The sequence below is a fragment of the Caballeronia sordidicola genome (assembly GCF_001544455.2).
Lineage (GTDB): Bacteria > Pseudomonadota > Gammaproteobacteria > Burkholderiales > Burkholderiaceae > Caballeronia > Caballeronia sordidicola.
Genome location: NZ_FCOC02000004.1, coordinates 97751 through 113181 on the forward strand (window position 1 = coordinate 97751; position 15431 = coordinate 113181).

A 15431-nucleotide genomic window follows, 5' to 3' on the forward strand; every position below is an offset into this window, starting at 1 on the left:
CGGCCGGCAAGCAAGCGAGTGCAACGGAAGCGGCTGCTAATGCGGGCCGGAAACGCGTCACGAAGCAGGAGTCGAAGCAGACTCGCATGCGCGTCGTGAAGCGGGGTCCGGCGCAGGACCCCGGACGGCGTAGTGCCCGGAAAGTCGTGTCGACGCAGGACGAGGCAGCGCGCGCACATTCAGTATCCACGGTTCCATCGGCTGTCGTCCAGCAGCCGCGAGTCGAGACTAATGCCGGTACGGCGAACTCCATGACGAAAAAGCTGAACGAAGTACCCGTCGATGACGACGCAACGCAAAACGCGCAAAACGTCCAGGCCGAGCCTGCGGTGCCCGCAGCGGATGCCGTAGCCGCGCCTCCCGCCAAGGTCGAAAAGGTCAAGGCGCGCGACCGCCGCGCGAAGGAAAAAGCGCTGCTGAAGGACGCATTTGCCTCGAGCGCGCCCGGCACGGTGGAAGAGCTTGAAGAGCGCCGTGCGAAGCTGCGCGCGCTGATCAAGCTCGGCAAGGAACGCGGTTTCCTGACTTACGCGGAAATCAACGACCACCTGCCCGATAACTTCACGGAAACGGAAGCTATTGAAGGAATCATCAGTACCTTCAACGACATGGGCGTGGCTGTCTACGAGCAGGCGCCGGACGCTGAGACGCTGCTGCTCAACGACAACGCGCCGGCGGCTTCGTCGGATGATGAAGTTGAGGAAGAAGCCGAAGTCGCGCTGTCCACCGTGGATTCTGAATTTGGCCGTACGACCGATCCGGTGCGCATGTACATGCGTGAAATGGGAACGGTCGAACTGCTGACGCGCGAAGGCGAAATCGAGATTGCGAAGCGTATTGAAGATGGCCTCAAGCACATGGTGATGGCTATTTCGGCGTGCCCGACGACTATCGCCGACATTCTTGCCATGGCCGAGCGCGTGCAAAACGAGGAAACGCGCGTGGACGAGCTGGTGGACGGCTTGATCGACCCGAACGCCGCCGATGCCGATGGTTTCTCCGAGCAGGAAGCGGAGGCCATTGAAAGCGAGGACGAAGAGGAAGCCGAGGAAAGCAACGAGGACGAGGAAGAAGTCGACGAGAGCACGGCGCAAGCCAACGCCAACGCCGCGCAACTGGAAGCGCTCAAGCGCGCGTCGCTCGAGAAGTTCTCGCTGATCAGCGAATGGTTCGACAAGATGCGCCGCGCCTATGAGAAGGAAGGCTACAAGTCGAAGGCTTATCTGAAGGCGCAAGAAGCCATTCAAAGCGAGCTGATGACCATTCGCTTCACGGCGCGCACGGTCGAACGTCTGTGCGATACGCTGCGGGCGCAAGTGGACGAAGTGCGCCAGGTGGAACGTCAGATCCTGCATACCGTCGTCGATAAATGCGGCATGCCGCGCGCCGAGTTCATCGCGCGTTTTCCGGGTAGCGAAACGGACCTCGAATGGTCGGAAAAAGTGGTCGCCGAGAATCATGGATACAGCGTGATCCTCGCGCGCAACGTCCCGGCGATTCGTGAGCAGCAACAACGTCTGCTCGACTTGCAGGCGCGCGTTGTGTTGCCGCTCAAGGACCTGAAGGAAACCAACCGCCAGATGGCGGCGGGTGAACTGAAGGCGCGTCAGGCAAAGCGCGAGATGACGGAAGCAAACTTGCGTCTCGTGATTTCGATTGCGAAGAAATACACGAACCGCGGCTTGCAGTTCCTCGACCTGATCCAGGAAGGCAATATCGGCTTGATGAAGGCCGTGGACAAGTTCGAATATCGGCGCGGCTACAAGTTCTCGACGTATGCCACGTGGTGGATTCGCCAGGCCATTACGCGTTCGATTGCCGATCAGGCGCGCACCATCCGGATTCCGGTTCACATGATCGAAACGATCAACAAGATGAACCGTATTTCGCGGCAGATCCTGCAGGAAACCGGTCTTGAGCCGGATCCGGCGACGCTTGCCGAAAAGATGGAAATGCCGGAAGACAAGATCCGCAAGATCATGAAGATCGCGAAGGAACCGATCTCCATGGAAACGCCGATCGGTGACGACGACGATTCGCATCTGGGAGATTTCATCGAAGATACGAACACGGTCGCCCCCGCCGACGCCGCCTTGCACGCCAGCATGCGTGACGTGGTGAAGGACGTGCTCGATTCACTGACGCCGCGCGAAGCGAAGGTGCTGCGCATGCGTTTCGGTATTGAGATGAGTACGGACCATACGCTTGAAGAAGTGGGCAAGCAGTTCGACGTGACGCGTGAACGGATTCGCCAGATCGAAGCGAAGGCGTTGCGCAAGCTCCGCCATCCGAGCCGTTCGGACAAGCTGAAGTCGTTCCTTGAAGGGAATTGATGGTTGAGGCGTGAATGAAGCATCCGAATGCGGCGGACTTTGTCCGCCGCATTCGTTTTATAGCCCGCTTCACCACGACAGCGGCATTCATCCGCATGCTGCATGGTGTACAGGGCCGCAAGCTTGATTCGTATAACCTGTCGGCCCATGATCCTCTGGCATGTTTCTGGAAACCTTGCTGGATAAGGCCGGGCGAGGAGTGACTAGTTGTATTGCAGTCAGGCTGCCTCTAGGCTGCGCGCCCGTTCCTAGGTAGAATAGCGAACTCGGGCCTCTAGCTCATGCTTGGTTAGAGCAGCGGACTTAGCAAAGGCTCACCTAAACCATGCACCACGGCATGGTGAGCCATGAATGGGTTGCCTTGGGGCAAGTTAGCTCTGCCCCTTGGTAGAATCGCTCAAAGTCGGGGAACGCTTCTGTGCCAGTCACAATGCCAATCCCGAGCCAAGCCCAATGAAGGAATTGGGAAGGTGTAGAGACTGTACGGGCGAGTCGTAAAGACAAGAGACAGTCCAGACCACAAACCTGAAAAGGGTGTCGAAAGACATAGTTTGGTAAGCATAATCCGTTGGTGCCGTGTTCGACTCACGGGAGGCCCACCAAGCACCTGAAAGCCACTCTTCGGAGTGGCTTTTTTGCTTGTAGTTTTATGTAGTTCCCGCTTAGGCAGAGGCAGTGGAAGCAGCCTTGGAAAATGATGTCGCGTGGACTGACCGACGGCTACTTCTGGCACGACGTCGGATTCCGGTCAGTCGGCGCGCGCTTCACGCGCAATGACGGACTCGGCTTGCATGTGTTGCACACTTCACCATTTAAGCCTCGTCAGCCCGGTCGTTGCAACGTTCGGTCGAGCCCATCGGGTCTATTTCGCGTCATGCGCACGGAATGCCGCTCACGCCGCAAAAGTCTTCAGGTTCGAAAGCTCTCCGGTCAGCAGCATCTCGGTCAACAGCGCGCAGAACCTGACCGATGCCACCGTGCGATAAGCGTGCCGTCGCCGAAGCAGCGCGACCGTGCGAGTGGGGAAGGGCGGGTCGAGCGGCACGTACGACAGGTCGCCATGTTCGTGCTGCATGGCGCTGGGCAAGATCGCCGCAATCTCGCCGCGCCGGACAAGCTTGAGCACTGCGCTGATCGAATTTGCCTGCAACGCAATGTCCGGCTTGATCCTGTGTGCCAGGAAATAGTCGTCCACATAACGACGGGACACGAAGTTCCCCGTCAGGAGCGCAAGCGGAACCTCCGCGAGCTGGCTTGGTATGACGGCCAACGACGTGCGCGTCAAGCGATGTGCGCCGCCCGCCACCAGCGTCAGCCGCTCGCTGAATAGCGGTTCCACTTCAATGTCTTCGGAGCGCACGTCGGAGAAGCCAATCCCGAGATCGATCTGATCATCGTTCAATGCTGTCTCAATGCCTTCCAGCGGACTCTCGGACAGCTCGATACTTACCCCGGGGTGCAGGTCCCGGAACTGCCCGACAAGCGGTCCGACAAGATATTCCGTGAACGTCGGTGTCACGGCGACCCGTACGTGTCCACGCGTGAGGTCCCTGACGTCGTCTAGTGCCCGCCGTCCCGCCTCGAGGTCGAGAAGGGCGCGCCGTGCGTAGTCCACATAGGCTGAGCCGAAATCGGTCAGCCGGACTGTCCTGCCGCTGCGGTCGAAAAGCTGCCCGCCTAGTTCACTTTCGAGTTGGCGGATTTGCTGCGACAGCGCGGGCTGCGACACGCGAAGCGTCTCTGCTGCCCGGGTAAAATTGCCCTGCTCGGCGACTGCCATCAAGTATCGAATATGGCGAAGCAACATGATGGTCTCCATAAGCTCTTGTTATAGCCTCCATCCGTATCCAGTCTTGGACGACGCAAGTCGCACGCGGCAAAATCACCTCTATTCCGCGATATCCGTCGTGGCCGTGGTCGGGGCCTTACGTCTGGATCGGCATTGGCTTCGTTGCTGATTGTATAGGTGCGCTCGCCTTGCGAAACCGGACGCGCGACTCAGCGGTCCCGCGGCAATCATTAAAAGGGGAGCAAGATGGAAACTGTCTTTGTGGCTTCAATTATCCTCGTCGCGGTTGGCGCGTTCGCTACGTTCGCGATGGCGCAACTGCTTCCTCAGGAAGTCCTGGCAAAGGCGGAGGAACATGGCCGCTTTGCGGGTCTTGCAAGCGCGGATGTGTCGACAAAACCGCCCGGCTCCGTGCGCCGGGCCGGGAAACCGCAGCGTGCTCCGCGGCAGGCATCGCCGGCTCGTCCGGCCGCAATGGGGAGGCTTGCTGCTGACAGGACTTCGCGACAAGCTGCAGGATGATTGCGTGACAAGCTTCGCATGGCGCGATTCCGGTATCGGTACCAACAAACGTCCGGTCGCCGCCAAACCCCAGGATCCCGCTCAAATCGTTTCAGCTTCAACCCGCCGGCAGATTCGCCGGCTGGCGAGGTAGCCGAACCCGAAAGATCGCGAACTTGCCCTTGCGCGGATATCCGTTCGAGAAATTCGTCTCGTGCAGATGAGAGTCCGCAATGTACAAGTAACCGTTTTGTATGGCGAAGCCGTCCGCCCACGACAATTCGTCGTGACGCCCGACCAGCGTATGTTGCTTGAGCGCGGGCTTGCCCTTGCGCTCGACCACGTTGAGCGCGACAACGGTCCGGTTCTCCAGATCGCCGCCATACAGCACGCCGTCGCCACCCATGATGAGGCCGCCAGTAAGCGCGTAGTCGCCCAGGTATTGCACGCGCTTTGCGAGTTCATCGGCGGATAGCGATGTGTCGTAGAGCGCCGCGGTCGGGACGCGCCAATAGTGGTGATCGGTTAGCGGCCTGTAATATAACCACGCGCGATCGGGAGACAGCGCAATCCCGTCGGTCTGCAACACGATCACGCCGCCGTCCAACTTGCGCGCTATCCTGTCGCCGAACATCAGATGCTGTTCTGGATCGGAGACGCTCGACCGGTCGCCCGCCAGAACCATGCGCGATTCGCCGTTATCGAGCTTCGTTAATACCACCCCGCCTTGATTGCCCGCGTTGCTGATTGTCGCGTAGCCATGTTTGAGATCCACGCGGATATCGTTGAGCGAGTCCTTGGGAGTTGCCACTTTTTCATAGCTGAACTCACGCACGATCTGGTTCGTTGCGAGATCGAACTCGATCAGCTTGGGAGGCTGGCTGCTTTGATCGACCGATGGCAGCGACGAATCCAGCGCCCATAAATGATCCTGTTCGTCGACCCAAAGCGCCTGCACCGAAATCCACTGTCGGTGCCCGCTTTCCGCAGGCTTGAACACGTTCCAGCTTTCATCGGGAAACGGCCGGAGCGCGCCTGTAGCGGGATCGACTTCGACCATGATGTAGCGCGATCGCTTGACAGACGCGGGCGCTGTAGCGAACACACGGCCCGTGCGGGACACCGCGATACCGACTAATCGGAAGTCATCGTCGAAGCTGGCGACGGTTTCCAGCTTCGGCTCACGATTGCCCAATGCATGGGCGGGCAGGACCGTGCCGAGCCCAAGCAATCCGATGCTTGCCAACACCTGGCGGCGAACGTTGAACCGTGTAGGGACGCTCTTCATACTGTCTCCTTTGTTTAAAGGTGTAGCAGATAGAAGCGACCCATAATACGCGCGAAGACGGAATCGATTTTGAGGCAAGCATCGAAGTGCGCAATCCGTGCCAAGCCCCTGGTTATGCCCTCGCGGTATCCAAAAGTTTAAAAACGGACATTGCGTCCTGCAGGCTGCGCGTCTGATCGGTAAGCGAACCCGCGGCTGCCGCGGCTTGCTCGACGAGCGCAGCGTTTTGCTGCGTGACCTCGTCCATCTGATTGATCGCCTGATGAACCTGTTCAATTCCGGCTCGCTGCTCGTCGGATGCGGACGAGATTTCAGCCACGATGCGCGCTACGCTGGTAATCGCATCAACGACGTCCTGCATGGCGGCGCCGGTTTTATCGGCAATGCTGGAGCCGCCCAGGGCGGTGCTCGCCGATGTATCGATGATCGCGCGCGTCTCCTTGGCCGCGGCCGCGCAGCGTTGGGCCAAGGTTCTGACTTCATTGGCCACGACAGCGAAGCCGCGTCCCTGTTCGCCGGCGCGAGCGGCTTCCACGGCAGCATTCAGCGAGAGAATGTTGGTCTGGAAGGCGATGCCTTCAATCGTTGCCACAATTTGCCCGACCTGGTCGGATTGCTGGCCGATAGCATGCATTGTCGAGACCAGTTCGGCCACGAACCCGCTGCTGCGCGCCGTCAACTCCGACGCTCCCCTCGCAAGCTCTGCTGCCTGCTGGGCGTTGCTGGCGTTTTGTTTGACGGTGGCGGCGAGTTCTTCCATGCTTGAGGCGGTCTCCTCAAGCGACGCAGCCTGCTGTTCCGTTCGCGTGGACAGATTGGTGTTGCCCGATGCAAGTTCACGCGACGCCACGTCTATGGACATTGCGCTTTCACGGACGGTCTGCACCGCGGCGGCGAGATTTCGCTGCATCCGGTCCATGCCTGCAAGCAGGCTTTCTGTACCCGAGCTCGAGAGATTGACCTGTACTGACAGATCGCCCTCTGAAATCTGCTCGACAATTCCTGCGGCATAAGCAGGCTCGCCACCGAGACTGCTCTTGATGCTTCGGATCACGAAGAACATGACGACCGAGACAAGCAAACCAATGCAACTAAGTATCGCCAGATATTTGATCAGATTTGCTTTGAATGCTGCGTCGATATCGGTCAGAAACACGCCCGATCCGACATTCCATCCCCAGGGCGTGTATTGCGCCGCATAGCTGACCTTCGGCACGAGCGCCCCATTACCGGGCGCGACGCCCGAATAGGTGACGAAACCGCCTCCGGCCGCAGCTGCTTTCGCAAGATCGACGTAGTAGTGCTTGCCGTTGGGGTCTGCACGCTCCGAAACGTTTTGGCCAATCAGCGACTTGACCGAGGCATTTCCGATTGCGAGGACGACGGGCCGCGGATCGAAGACGAACAGATAGCCGTCCTTGCCATATCTGATGGACCCAAGCTCCTTAAGCGCTGCGCTTTGCGCCTCTTGCAGGGACAACGCATGTTCAGCGACCTTGTTGTCATACACCTTGAGAATACTGAGCGAACTCTCGACGATATTCTTGACGCCTGCTTCCCGCTCTTCGAGCATCGAGTCTTTGCTTTTCAGCGACGCCCAGCCGCCCAGCACAACAAGGCCCACCCACATGATTCCCAGCGTGATCCACAATTTGCCGCCGATGCCTAATCGTTTCATAGTCACGCCTTTGCCTGAATGTCTCGATCCATGGTTTACGACCATTGAACGGAAAACTTGAGTGCGGTAAGCAACACGAATTGTCGATGCCATGAAGCACGGAGGAGGGACGCGGGCGCATGGTTACCCGATCAACCTGTCTCGCTGTTTCCTTCCATGAACGGAATGGAAATGCGCTTTTGCACGGTTGGATCGGGTATGCGGCGGCTTATGCTATTTCGCTTCGTCGGCGGCGTGCATGCCTGCCTGGATGTGACCCGGCAGCCGTTCCGCAGCCGTTTTCGACAGCGCGATTGCGATCCCGCCAGCGAGGGCCGACAGACCAAGCGCCAGCAGCGACAGCTTATAGTCGGCCGACAGCGAGCGCACGTAGCCGACCATCAAGGGCCCAAGGAACTGGCCAATCAGATTGCCGACACCGCTCACGAACGCCACCGCCGGCATGGCCTTGCGCATAGGGAGGATTTCCGTGAGACGTGCGAACACGAGCGGCATCAGCATCTTCAGCGTGAAGCCCAGCGCAATGAAGAGAGCGATCTGCAGCCAGAAGAGCGGCGCCGGCACGAAAGCGGCGGCGATCATCAGGACCCCGGTCAGCATGGTCGGCACGGCGGCATGCCAGCGGCGTTCCTGGCCATGACGGTCGGAGCGGCGGCTGATGTAGTAGATGCCGAGCATCGACATCACGAACGGCGCGCCAGCGAGAAAGCCGATGGTCGTTTCGCTTAGTGTTCCATACGACTTCAGTATGGACGGCAGCCACAAGGTCGTACCGTAGAGCAGGATTGTGTTGAGCCCGAAGCCGATGGTCAAAAGCCACACGGCTGGTTCGCTGAAGATGGTCCACCACGGATCGCTTTCGGGCTGGGCGTAAGCGGCCTGCTCTTCGACGAGATCGCGCTGGATGAACGCACGATCCTCGCCGCCGAGCCAGCGCGCAAGGTCGAGGCTCGGCGGAATCGCCTTGAACCAGACGGCGCAGAAGATCCAGGCGGGCAAGCCTTCGGCAATAAGCATCACGCGCCAGTCGTAATGCGAGATCAACGCGCCGGAAATGGGACCCGCGAGAAAGCCGCCGAGCGGCGCGCCCAGGTTCCAGATGCCGAATGCGCGTCCGCGCTCGGCCTTCATGAACCATTGCGCGAGCAGCATGGAGGTCGCCGCGTAGACCGGGCCTTCGGCGCAGCCGAGAAGTATGCGCACAGCCAGTATTTGCCAGAACGAATGCGCGATGCCTGTCAGCATGGCCGCGCCCCCGAACAACACAAGGCAGATTGCGACAAGGCGGCGCGCGCCGAACTTGAGCGAGAGCCAGCCGGCGAGCAGTTGCGTGAGCGCGTAGCCCCACGCGAAAGCGCCTCCAACCCAGCCGGCCTGAACCGATGTGAGGCCGAGTTCCTTCGACATGTGCGGCAACGCCATGGCGATGTTGACGCGGTCGAAATACGACAGCATGTAGACGGCGAAAGTCATCGGCAACACGATGAGCCAACGATTCCTGCCGACGCCCTGGACCTCTGTCGTCGTGTGGTTCATGGCGGTCTCCTGGTTGATTTGTTATTCATCGTGCGGCTCGCGAACCGCGCGGGCCGCCGCCCATCTCGGCCATCTCACCGCTTGCGGCAGCGGCTTCGTTGAACTCAACGAGCAAGGACGCAAGGCCGATGATGAGATGAAGCATGGTGAGCGCTGTTTGCGTTATTGATCGAGTGGCGCGCCGTCGATAGTGCGACGCATCGATACCGGCCGATAGAGCGGTTCGCGCAGCGCTTCCACGTTGTCGTGCAATTCGACACCGATCCCCGGCGCATCCGGCACCGCGATAAAGCCCGCTTTCGGCACAGGATGGCCTTTGACCAGATCCGAGCCAAGCAGCTTCTGGCCCGACTTCAGCACGAGGTTCTCGAAGCCCGTCGGATACTCCTGGATCGCAAAGTTCGGGACGGCCGCCGCGACCTGCATGCACGCTGCGAGACTGATGGGCGAGAGCGGGTTGTGAGGCGCGATGTCGACGTTCTGCGCTTCGGCGAGCGCCGCGATTTTCTTCGCGCCGGTAATGCCGCCGCACACACACACCGACGTGCGCGCATAGCGCACGCCGCCGCCTGCAAGCTGCAAATGAAACTCGGCCGGTGTGGAGAAGCGCTCGCCCGTCGCAATCGGCACGCGGATCGCGTGGCCGACTGTCGTCATCTGCGGATAGAACTCGGGGCGCAACGGGTCTTCGAGCCACATCGGCGTGAGCGGTTCGAGCACCTGACCGATGGCGATTGCTTCGGCCGGCGAAAGCCGGCGGTGCATTTCGATCAGCAGGTCGACGTCCGGGCCAACGGCCTCGCGGAACGCCATCACGCGCTCTTTCGCGTCGCGCACCTTGCCCGCGTGCGAGCGGAAATACGCCTCGCCTTCGGGTTCGTCGAGAAACGGGTTGATATGCCCGACCGCGGTGAACCCTTCGCTGCGCAGACGGCGGCATTCCGCCAGCACTTCGTCGAGCGTTTCGGCATAGACGTGGCCGTACACGCGCAGCTTGTTCCGATAAGCGCCGCCAAGCAGTTGCCAGACCGGCACTTGCAGGCGCTTGCCGAGCAGATCCCACAGCGCAATATCGATAGCCGATACCGCCGCGTTGACCGCGGTGCCGCGAAAGTGCGAGAAGCGCTGCATGACGTTCCAGTGCAGCTCGATCTGGTTCGCGTCCTGACCGACGAGGTATTTGCCGAACTTTTCGAGCGCCGCCTTGGCCGCTTCGATATGTCCCCACGAGCCCGCTTCGCCGTACCCGGTGAGACCGGCTTCGGTACGGATGCGGGCATAAAGGAACTGGCCGATGTGCAGTGCTTCGACGGAGGTGATGCGATGGACGTTTTGATTCATTAAGGGTCTCGACGGCGTGAAAGTCTGGGTCGACAGGACGCGGTCTCGCGCCCTGTGAACGTCGAGATGAACTTTATGAAGAACGCCGGGCTTTGGGAATCAAATTCTGTAGCGTTGCTTCTACATTCTATATAGAATTCGCGCATGGACCCTCTCGATCTCAGCCCGGCCTTTGTGCGTCTGGCAAGGCATCTGCGCGAACGTATTGTCGGCGGCGAATGGCTGCCAGGTCAGTTGCTGCCGGGAGAAGAGGCGCTTGCCAAGGAGTTGAGAGTCAGCGTGGGGACCGTGCGCAAGGCCTTCGACGTACTCAGCGGGCAGGGCCTGGTGACGCGGCATCGCGGGCGCGGCACGTTCGTGGCGCGGGCGACCAATGAGCGTGCATTCACGAGCTTCTTTCGTCTTGTCGACCGAAGGAATGGCGTGAAGCGTTTGCCGGTGGACACAATTCTGCTGCGCGAACGCGCCACGGCCGACGCCGGCGAATGCGCCGCGTTGAAGCTCGTGGCGGGGTCGTGGGTCTATCGGTTGCGGCGGCGACGCACGCTTGACGATACCCCGCTCGTCGTCGAGACGATCACCTTTCCTCACGCGCGCGTGGGCGAGCAGGAATGGGGCGACGACGGCGCGAGCGCGCATCTTGTCTATTCGTTTCTGGAACAGCAGTGCGGCGTGTCGGTGAGCCGCGTGGAGGATCGCCTGCAGGCGTGTCTGCTGCCCGGTGATGTGGCGCAGGACTTCGGCCTGCCTGCAGGTCATCCGGTGTTGCTATCCGTCCGTACCGCGTTCGACCTGCGTGGCGCGCCTGTTGAATATCGCCGCTCATGGACGATCACCGATACACAAGACTATCTCAGCGAATTGCGCTGGGTTGCAGGCGACGAACTGCCCTGAGCATGGACCAGACATCGTGACGCACGCGGCGGCGTCCATGTGTTTCATTTCGCGACAGCGTCCGCGCCCGCTTATCGATCAAGCGTCCGATTCTGCGACAGTCCGCGAAACCCGAAAACCCGAAGCGGCGACTCATCCCCTCTCTCCACCAAGCTTCGCGCCTGGCTCGGTTCACGAGCGTTCCATCGGCATAAAGCTTGCATAGTCCACACCGATAAAAACGCGACAGGGAACGCGGGAGAACCCGCCCGGTTCGTCCGGCCAAATGTCCCCGTCAAGCCGTGACAAGGAGACGAAACGTGAAAGCTTCCGTGCTGCATGCATACGATGAATCATTGAGCCGCGATGAGTTCGTGCGTTATGAGGATGTCGAGGATCCGAAAATCACGCGCCCCACAGACGTGATCGTGCGTATTGGAGGCGCGGGTGTTTGCCGTACCGACCTGCACGTTGTCGAAGGTATCTGGCGCAGCAAGGTCGACGTTGTCTTGCCCTACATCATGGGTCACGAAAACGCGGGCTGGGTCGAGGCGGTAGGCTCCGCCGTGGAAAGCATCAAGGTCGGCGACCCCGTGATCTGCCATCCGCTCGTGACCAGCGGTCACTGCCTTGCATGCCGGCGCGGTGACGACATGCATGCAACCGATAGCAGTTTCCCAGGCATCAATGCGAATGGCGGATACGCGGAATACCTGCTGACAGGCGAGCGGTCCCTGATCAAACTGCCCACGTCGCTGGCGCCTAAAGATGTCGCGCCTTATACCGACGCCGGACTGACCGCGTACCGCGCGGCCAAGAAAGCATCGCGCCATTTGCTGCCGGGCCAGTTTGCGGTCGTGATTGGCGCCGGGGGCCTGGGGCATATCGGCATTCAGGTCTTGAAGGCGCTTTGCGCAGCTGAAATCATCGTTGTCGACCGTTCGGAAACTGCGCTGCAACTCGCGAAGGAATGCGGCGCGGATCATACGGTCAAGGGCGGGACAGACGAAGTGCAAGGCGTGCTCGAGTTGACCGGCGGCAATGGCGCGGAGGCGGTCATCGATTTCGTCGGTGAAGGCGATGCGATCGCCAAGGGCCTCGACATGACGCGCAACGGCGGCTTCTATTACATCGTCGGTTATGGCGGCAAGATCGAGTTGCCCACTATCGACATGATCACCAGCGAGAAGACGATTGTCGGCAATCTGGTCGGGACGTATCCCGAACTGGTCGAACTGATGGCGTTGGCCGACCGTGGACTGGTTCATCTGGCCACAAAGGAATACCGCCTGAGCGAGGCGAATCAGGCGCTCAAGGACCTGCATCACGGCAAGGTCAGGGGCCGTGCGGTGCTCATTCCATAGCGATGAATCCGTCGGGAGGACGCCGTGACGCCGCCGCAAGATTCGCCGCCAATTCCGGAGCGCGTGCGCCTGGTCATTGCATTGACCGAGGTGAATTCCCGCTATTTGCGTGGCGAAAATCGTTGCGCTGGCGCGGAGATCGAGTTGGCATGCGCTCTTGCGTGCGAGAAACGCGAAGGCGTCACGCCGGACCGGACGCGGGATATCGCGCAATTGCGGGAGCGCTTGAGCGCATCCGAAAGCGAGCTGCTTGCGGTTGAAGCCGAGCGTGCGTGGCTCGAGGACGAGCTGGCGAATTTCGATAGTGCGGAACCCGGCAAGAAACCCGGAGCGTTGCAATGAACCGAATTCCGGTCACGGTGCTTACCGGCTTTCTCGGCGCAGGCAAGACCACGTTGCTCAATCGCATATTGCGCGAGCAGCACGGCCGGCGTTATGCCGTTATCGTCAACGAATACGGCGAACTGGGCATTGATGGAGGCCTCGTCGTTGGCGCGGAAGATGAAGTAGTAGAACTGAACAACGGCTGCGTGTGCTGCAAGGTGCGCGGGGACCTGATCCGCGTGGTGTCGGGATTAATCAAGCGCAAGGCCGGCTTCGACGGCATCCTGATCGAGATGTCTGGTTTGGCGGATCCCGCGCCCGTGGTTCAGACATTCTTTATTGACGACGAGATTCGTCAGCGCACACGGCTCGACAGTGTGATTTGCGTGGTCGACGCGCTGCATCTGCAATCACGTCTTGCCGATAGCCGCGAGCCTGCGGAGCAACTGGCGCAGGCTGACATCGTGTTGCTAAACAAGACGGATCTCGTCGATGCAACCAGCCTGGCGTCGGTAGAAGCGGCGATCCGTGGAATCAATCCAACCGCCGAGTTGCTGCACAGCGTGCGCTGTGCGGTGCCGCTTGCGCAATTACTCGATCGAGGCGCGTTTGACCTTGGACGCCTGCATATCGACGCGTCGCCGGATTACGTCCGGAAGCATTTGCGCGATGAGCGGCCATTCAGTCGCATATCCACGAATCCGGGCCGTCACAGCCACGGCATAGACTGCGTGTCGCTGTGCGTCGAGCAGCCGCTGGAGCGCAGCCGGTTCCTTTCGTGGCTGCAACAGCTAGTGGTCGAACAGGGCCAGGATCTGCTGCGAGCCAAGGGAATTGTCGACCTCGCGGGATCGGACCGTCGCTTCGTGTTCCAGGGCGTGCACATGACCATCGACACGGATTTCGACCGGCCCTGGCGAGCCGATGAAGTACGCGATAGCAAGCTGGTGTTTATCGGCCGCAATCTCGATGGGCGCGGATTGCGGGAGAGCATTGGGCGTTGCACGAGCGACTCATGAACGCGCCGCTGTCTTTGATCGAATTGCTCGGGGCGCGTTCGTTGACGGATGCCGCCGTTGTCGCCATTGCGTGGGACTTTGCGGGAAGCCACGCAGGGTTCGCGCTGGGCGACGGCACAGTGGCGTTCACGGCGGCCGCGTGGCCCGGTGGACCCGTGGTCAGGCCCCGGCAGGGCGGCGGTGTCGAATTCGTGCCTGCGCGAGAACCGCCGGCGCCGGTAACCCGTTTCAGCGTGCATGACGGTACGTGTCTTGCGCTTGCTGCCGATCCGGAAGGCGGCTTTCTGAGTGGCGGAGACGACGGCCGGCTTGTTCACTTGAATGTGGACGGTACGAGCGAGGTACTCATCGATTCCGCCGGCGAGTGGATCGATCTCGTTGCCACAACGTGTGCCGGGCGAGCTTATGCAACCGGTCGCCGGGTGCACTGGCTGGGAACGAGGCCGGCAAGCCTGCCGCTGCCCGGATCGGCGACGGCCCTCGTCTTCAATGCTACCGGCGACCAGTTGGCGATTGCGCACCGTGGCGGCGTCACGCTGTGGCCAGTCGACTCTCATGTTCTCCGCCCGCTTGCGTGGCCTGGCTACCACCGCAGCGTTGCGTGGAGTCCCGACGGCCGTTATTTAGTGAGCGGCATGGAGGAGAACGCGCTGCACGGATGGCGCTTGCCCGATGGCGGCGACATCGAAATGGGCGGGTATTCCGGGCAACCTCGATCGTTATCGTTTTCGGCGGACGGCCGCGTTCTGGTGACTAGCGGCGGTCCGCGCGTGATCTGCTGGCGGTTCGACCCCCCTGGCGGCGACGATCAACCTGGAGAGTGCGGCATCGCGGGCAAGACGCCCGTCACGTGTGTTGCTTGCCATCCTGCGCATCCGTTGATCGCGGTCGGGTATCACAACGGCGCGGTACTGCTGTGCCAGCCGGGCGGCAGTGACATTCTTTTCGTGAAGCCGTCTGGCGACAGTCCTGTCAGCGCCGTCACGTGGTCGCCCGATGGCTGCCGGCTGGCCATGGGCACGCAAGCGGGCGAGATCGGTCTCGTATTGTTGCCGGAGGCGCTGTTTCACTTCGAAGGCACGCATTGAGGGACACGCCATTCCTATTACATAAAGACGGAGGCAATCATGGCCGATACACATCCAACCAAGGATCAATTCTTCGAGCGGCTGGGCGCAATGGGTGACGAAATGATCGAGGCCTACGGTCGTGATTTCGCAATGGGCGCCCTTGTGCTTGCGGCCCGGTTCATTGCCGAAAGAAAGCCGAATGGCGAAGACGCACAGAGCGTGATTCATACGGGCGATCAAGGTGGACGGCCGGGACTGTAGCTACAGACCGGTTTTAAAAAATAGTTCGGGATCCATATGTATGGTCACGCGCTG

General features: G+C 60.6%; 14 protein-coding genes. 9 read left to right on the forward strand and 5 right to left on the reverse strand.

Annotation, left to right across the window (positions count from 1 at the left end; all coding sequences use genetic code 11):
* Positions 1-86: 86 nt before the first annotated feature.
* Together rpoD and AWB64_RS31535 are read left to right on the forward strand one after the other, a co-directional pair.
* Positions 87-2333 (forward strand): RNA polymerase sigma factor RpoD, encoded by a 2247-nt coding sequence (gene rpoD, locus AWB64_RS09700; RefSeq protein WP_445343909.1) that lies wholly within the window; start codon positions 87-89, stop codon positions 2331-2333.
* A gap of 14 nt (positions 2334-2347) precedes the next feature.
* Positions 2348-2536 (forward strand): hypothetical protein, encoded by a 189-nt coding sequence (locus AWB64_RS31535; protein ID WP_157766604.1) that lies wholly within the window; start codon positions 2348-2350, stop codon positions 2534-2536.
* Between the two features lie 689 nt (positions 2537-3225).
* On the opposite strand, the gene cynR is transcribed toward AWB64_RS31535, so the two are convergent.
* Positions 3226-4140 (reverse strand): transcriptional regulator CynR, encoded by a 915-nt coding sequence (cynR, locus tag AWB64_RS09705; protein ID WP_060818739.1) that lies wholly within the window; start codon positions 4138-4140, stop codon positions 3226-3228.
* A gap of 228 nt (positions 4141-4368) precedes the next feature.
* Here cynR and AWB64_RS09710 point away from each other — a divergent pair, with 228 nt between their 5' ends.
* On the forward strand, positions 4369-4644 hold the full coding sequence (locus AWB64_RS09710; protein WP_060818504.1) for a hypothetical protein: 276 nt from the start codon (positions 4369-4371) through the stop codon (positions 4642-4644).
* Positions 4645-4741: 97 nt separating this feature from the next.
* Here the strand turns inward: AWB64_RS09710 and AWB64_RS09715 are convergent, their stop codons facing one another.
* From AWB64_RS09715 to AWB64_RS09730, 4 genes are all read right to left on the reverse strand, one after another.
* The gene (locus tag AWB64_RS09715; RefSeq protein ID WP_060818505.1) at positions 4742-5911 is read right to left on the reverse strand and encodes an L-dopachrome tautomerase-related protein; all 1170 of its coding nucleotides are present in this window, start codon (positions 5909-5911) and stop codon (positions 4742-4744) included.
* A 112-nt stretch (positions 5912-6023) separates the two neighbouring features.
* Positions 6024-7589, reverse strand: coding sequence for a methyl-accepting chemotaxis protein (locus tag AWB64_RS09720; protein WP_060818506.1), 1566 nt, complete (start codon positions 7587-7589; stop codon positions 6024-6026).
* 213 nt (positions 7590-7802) lie between these two features.
* Entirely contained in the window at positions 7803-9125 is a 1323-nt protein-coding gene (locus AWB64_RS09725) for an MFS transporter (RefSeq protein WP_060818507.1), read from the reverse strand.
* Positions 9126-9287: 162 nt separating this feature from the next.
* Positions 9288-10466 carry a mandelate racemase/muconate lactonizing enzyme family protein gene (locus AWB64_RS09730; protein ID WP_060818508.1) on the reverse strand — a complete coding sequence of 393 codons (1179 nt, stop codon included), beginning with the start codon at positions 10464-10466 and terminating at the stop codon, positions 9288-9290.
* 144 nt (positions 10467-10610) lie between these two features.
* On the opposite strand from AWB64_RS09730, the gene AWB64_RS09735 reads away from it, so the two are divergent.
* From AWB64_RS09735 to AWB64_RS09760, 6 genes are all read left to right on the forward strand, one after another.
* Positions 10611-11360 carry a GntR family transcriptional regulator gene (locus tag AWB64_RS09735; protein ID WP_060818509.1) on the forward strand — a complete coding sequence of 250 codons (750 nt, stop codon included), beginning with the start codon at positions 10611-10613 and terminating at the stop codon, positions 11358-11360.
* A 299-nt stretch (positions 11361-11659) separates the two neighbouring features.
* On the forward strand, positions 11660-12703 hold the full coding sequence (locus AWB64_RS09740; RefSeq protein WP_060818510.1) for an NAD(P)-dependent alcohol dehydrogenase: 1044 nt from the start codon (positions 11660-11662) through the stop codon (positions 12701-12703).
* Positions 12704-12727: 24 nt separating this feature from the next.
* The gene (locus tag AWB64_RS09745; protein WP_060818511.1) at positions 12728-13045 is read left to right on the forward strand and encodes a hypothetical protein; all 318 of its coding nucleotides are present in this window, start codon (positions 12728-12730) and stop codon (positions 13043-13045) included.
* Positions 13042-14046, forward strand: coding sequence for a CobW family GTP-binding protein (locus AWB64_RS09750; RefSeq protein WP_060818512.1), 1005 nt, complete (start codon positions 13042-13044; stop codon positions 14044-14046). The genes AWB64_RS09745 and AWB64_RS09750 overlap by 4 nt, the downstream gene beginning before the upstream one ends.
* Positions 14043-15134 (forward strand): WD40 repeat domain-containing protein, encoded by a 1092-nt coding sequence (locus AWB64_RS09755; protein WP_060818513.1) that lies wholly within the window; start codon positions 14043-14045, stop codon positions 15132-15134. Before AWB64_RS09750 ends, AWB64_RS09755 begins: the two co-directional genes overlap by 4 nt.
* A gap of 39 nt (positions 15135-15173) precedes the next feature.
* Positions 15174-15377: a hypothetical protein gene (locus tag AWB64_RS09760; RefSeq protein ID WP_060818514.1), complete on the forward strand. Its 204-nt coding sequence runs from the start codon at positions 15174-15176 to the stop codon at positions 15375-15377.
* Positions 15378-15431: the final 54 nt, after the last annotated feature.

Excerpts from the sequence above, each read along its gene's own strand:
- rpoD (WP_445343909.1), top strand. The coding sequence starts at position 87 with ATGCGCGTCGTGAAGCGGGGTCCGGCGCAGGACCCCGGACGGCGTAGT.
- AWB64_RS31535 (WP_157766604.1), top strand. The coding sequence starts at position 2,348 with ATGAAGCATCCGAATGCGGCGGACTTTGTCCGCCGCATTCGTTTTATA.
- cynR (WP_060818739.1), bottom strand. The coding sequence starts at position 4,140 with ATGTTGCTTCGCCATATTCGATACTTGATGGCAGTCGCCGAGCAGGGC.
- AWB64_RS09710 (WP_060818504.1), top strand. The coding sequence starts at position 4,369 with ATGGAAACTGTCTTTGTGGCTTCAATTATCCTCGTCGCGGTTGGCGCG.
- AWB64_RS09715 (WP_060818505.1), bottom strand. The coding sequence starts at position 5,911 with ATGAAGAGCGTCCCTACACGGTTCAACGTTCGCCGCCAGGTGTTGGCA.
- AWB64_RS09720 (WP_060818506.1), bottom strand. The coding sequence starts at position 7,589 with ATGAAACGATTAGGCATCGGCGGCAAATTGTGGATCACGCTGGGAATC.
- AWB64_RS09725 (WP_060818507.1), bottom strand. The coding sequence starts at position 9,125 with ATGAACCACACGACGACAGAGGTCCAGGGCGTCGGCAGGAATCGTTGG.
- AWB64_RS09730 (WP_060818508.1), bottom strand. The coding sequence starts at position 10,466 with ATGAATCAAAACGTCCATCGCATCACCTCCGTCGAAGCACTGCACATC.
- AWB64_RS09735 (WP_060818509.1), top strand. The coding sequence starts at position 10,611 with ATGGACCCTCTCGATCTCAGCCCGGCCTTTGTGCGTCTGGCAAGGCAT.
- AWB64_RS09750 (WP_060818512.1), top strand. The coding sequence starts at position 13,042 with ATGAACCGAATTCCGGTCACGGTGCTTACCGGCTTTCTCGGCGCAGGC.
- AWB64_RS09755 (WP_060818513.1), top strand. The coding sequence starts at position 14,043 with ATGAACGCGCCGCTGTCTTTGATCGAATTGCTCGGGGCGCGTTCGTTG.
- AWB64_RS09760 (WP_060818514.1), top strand. The coding sequence starts at position 15,174 with ATGGCCGATACACATCCAACCAAGGATCAATTCTTCGAGCGGCTGGGC.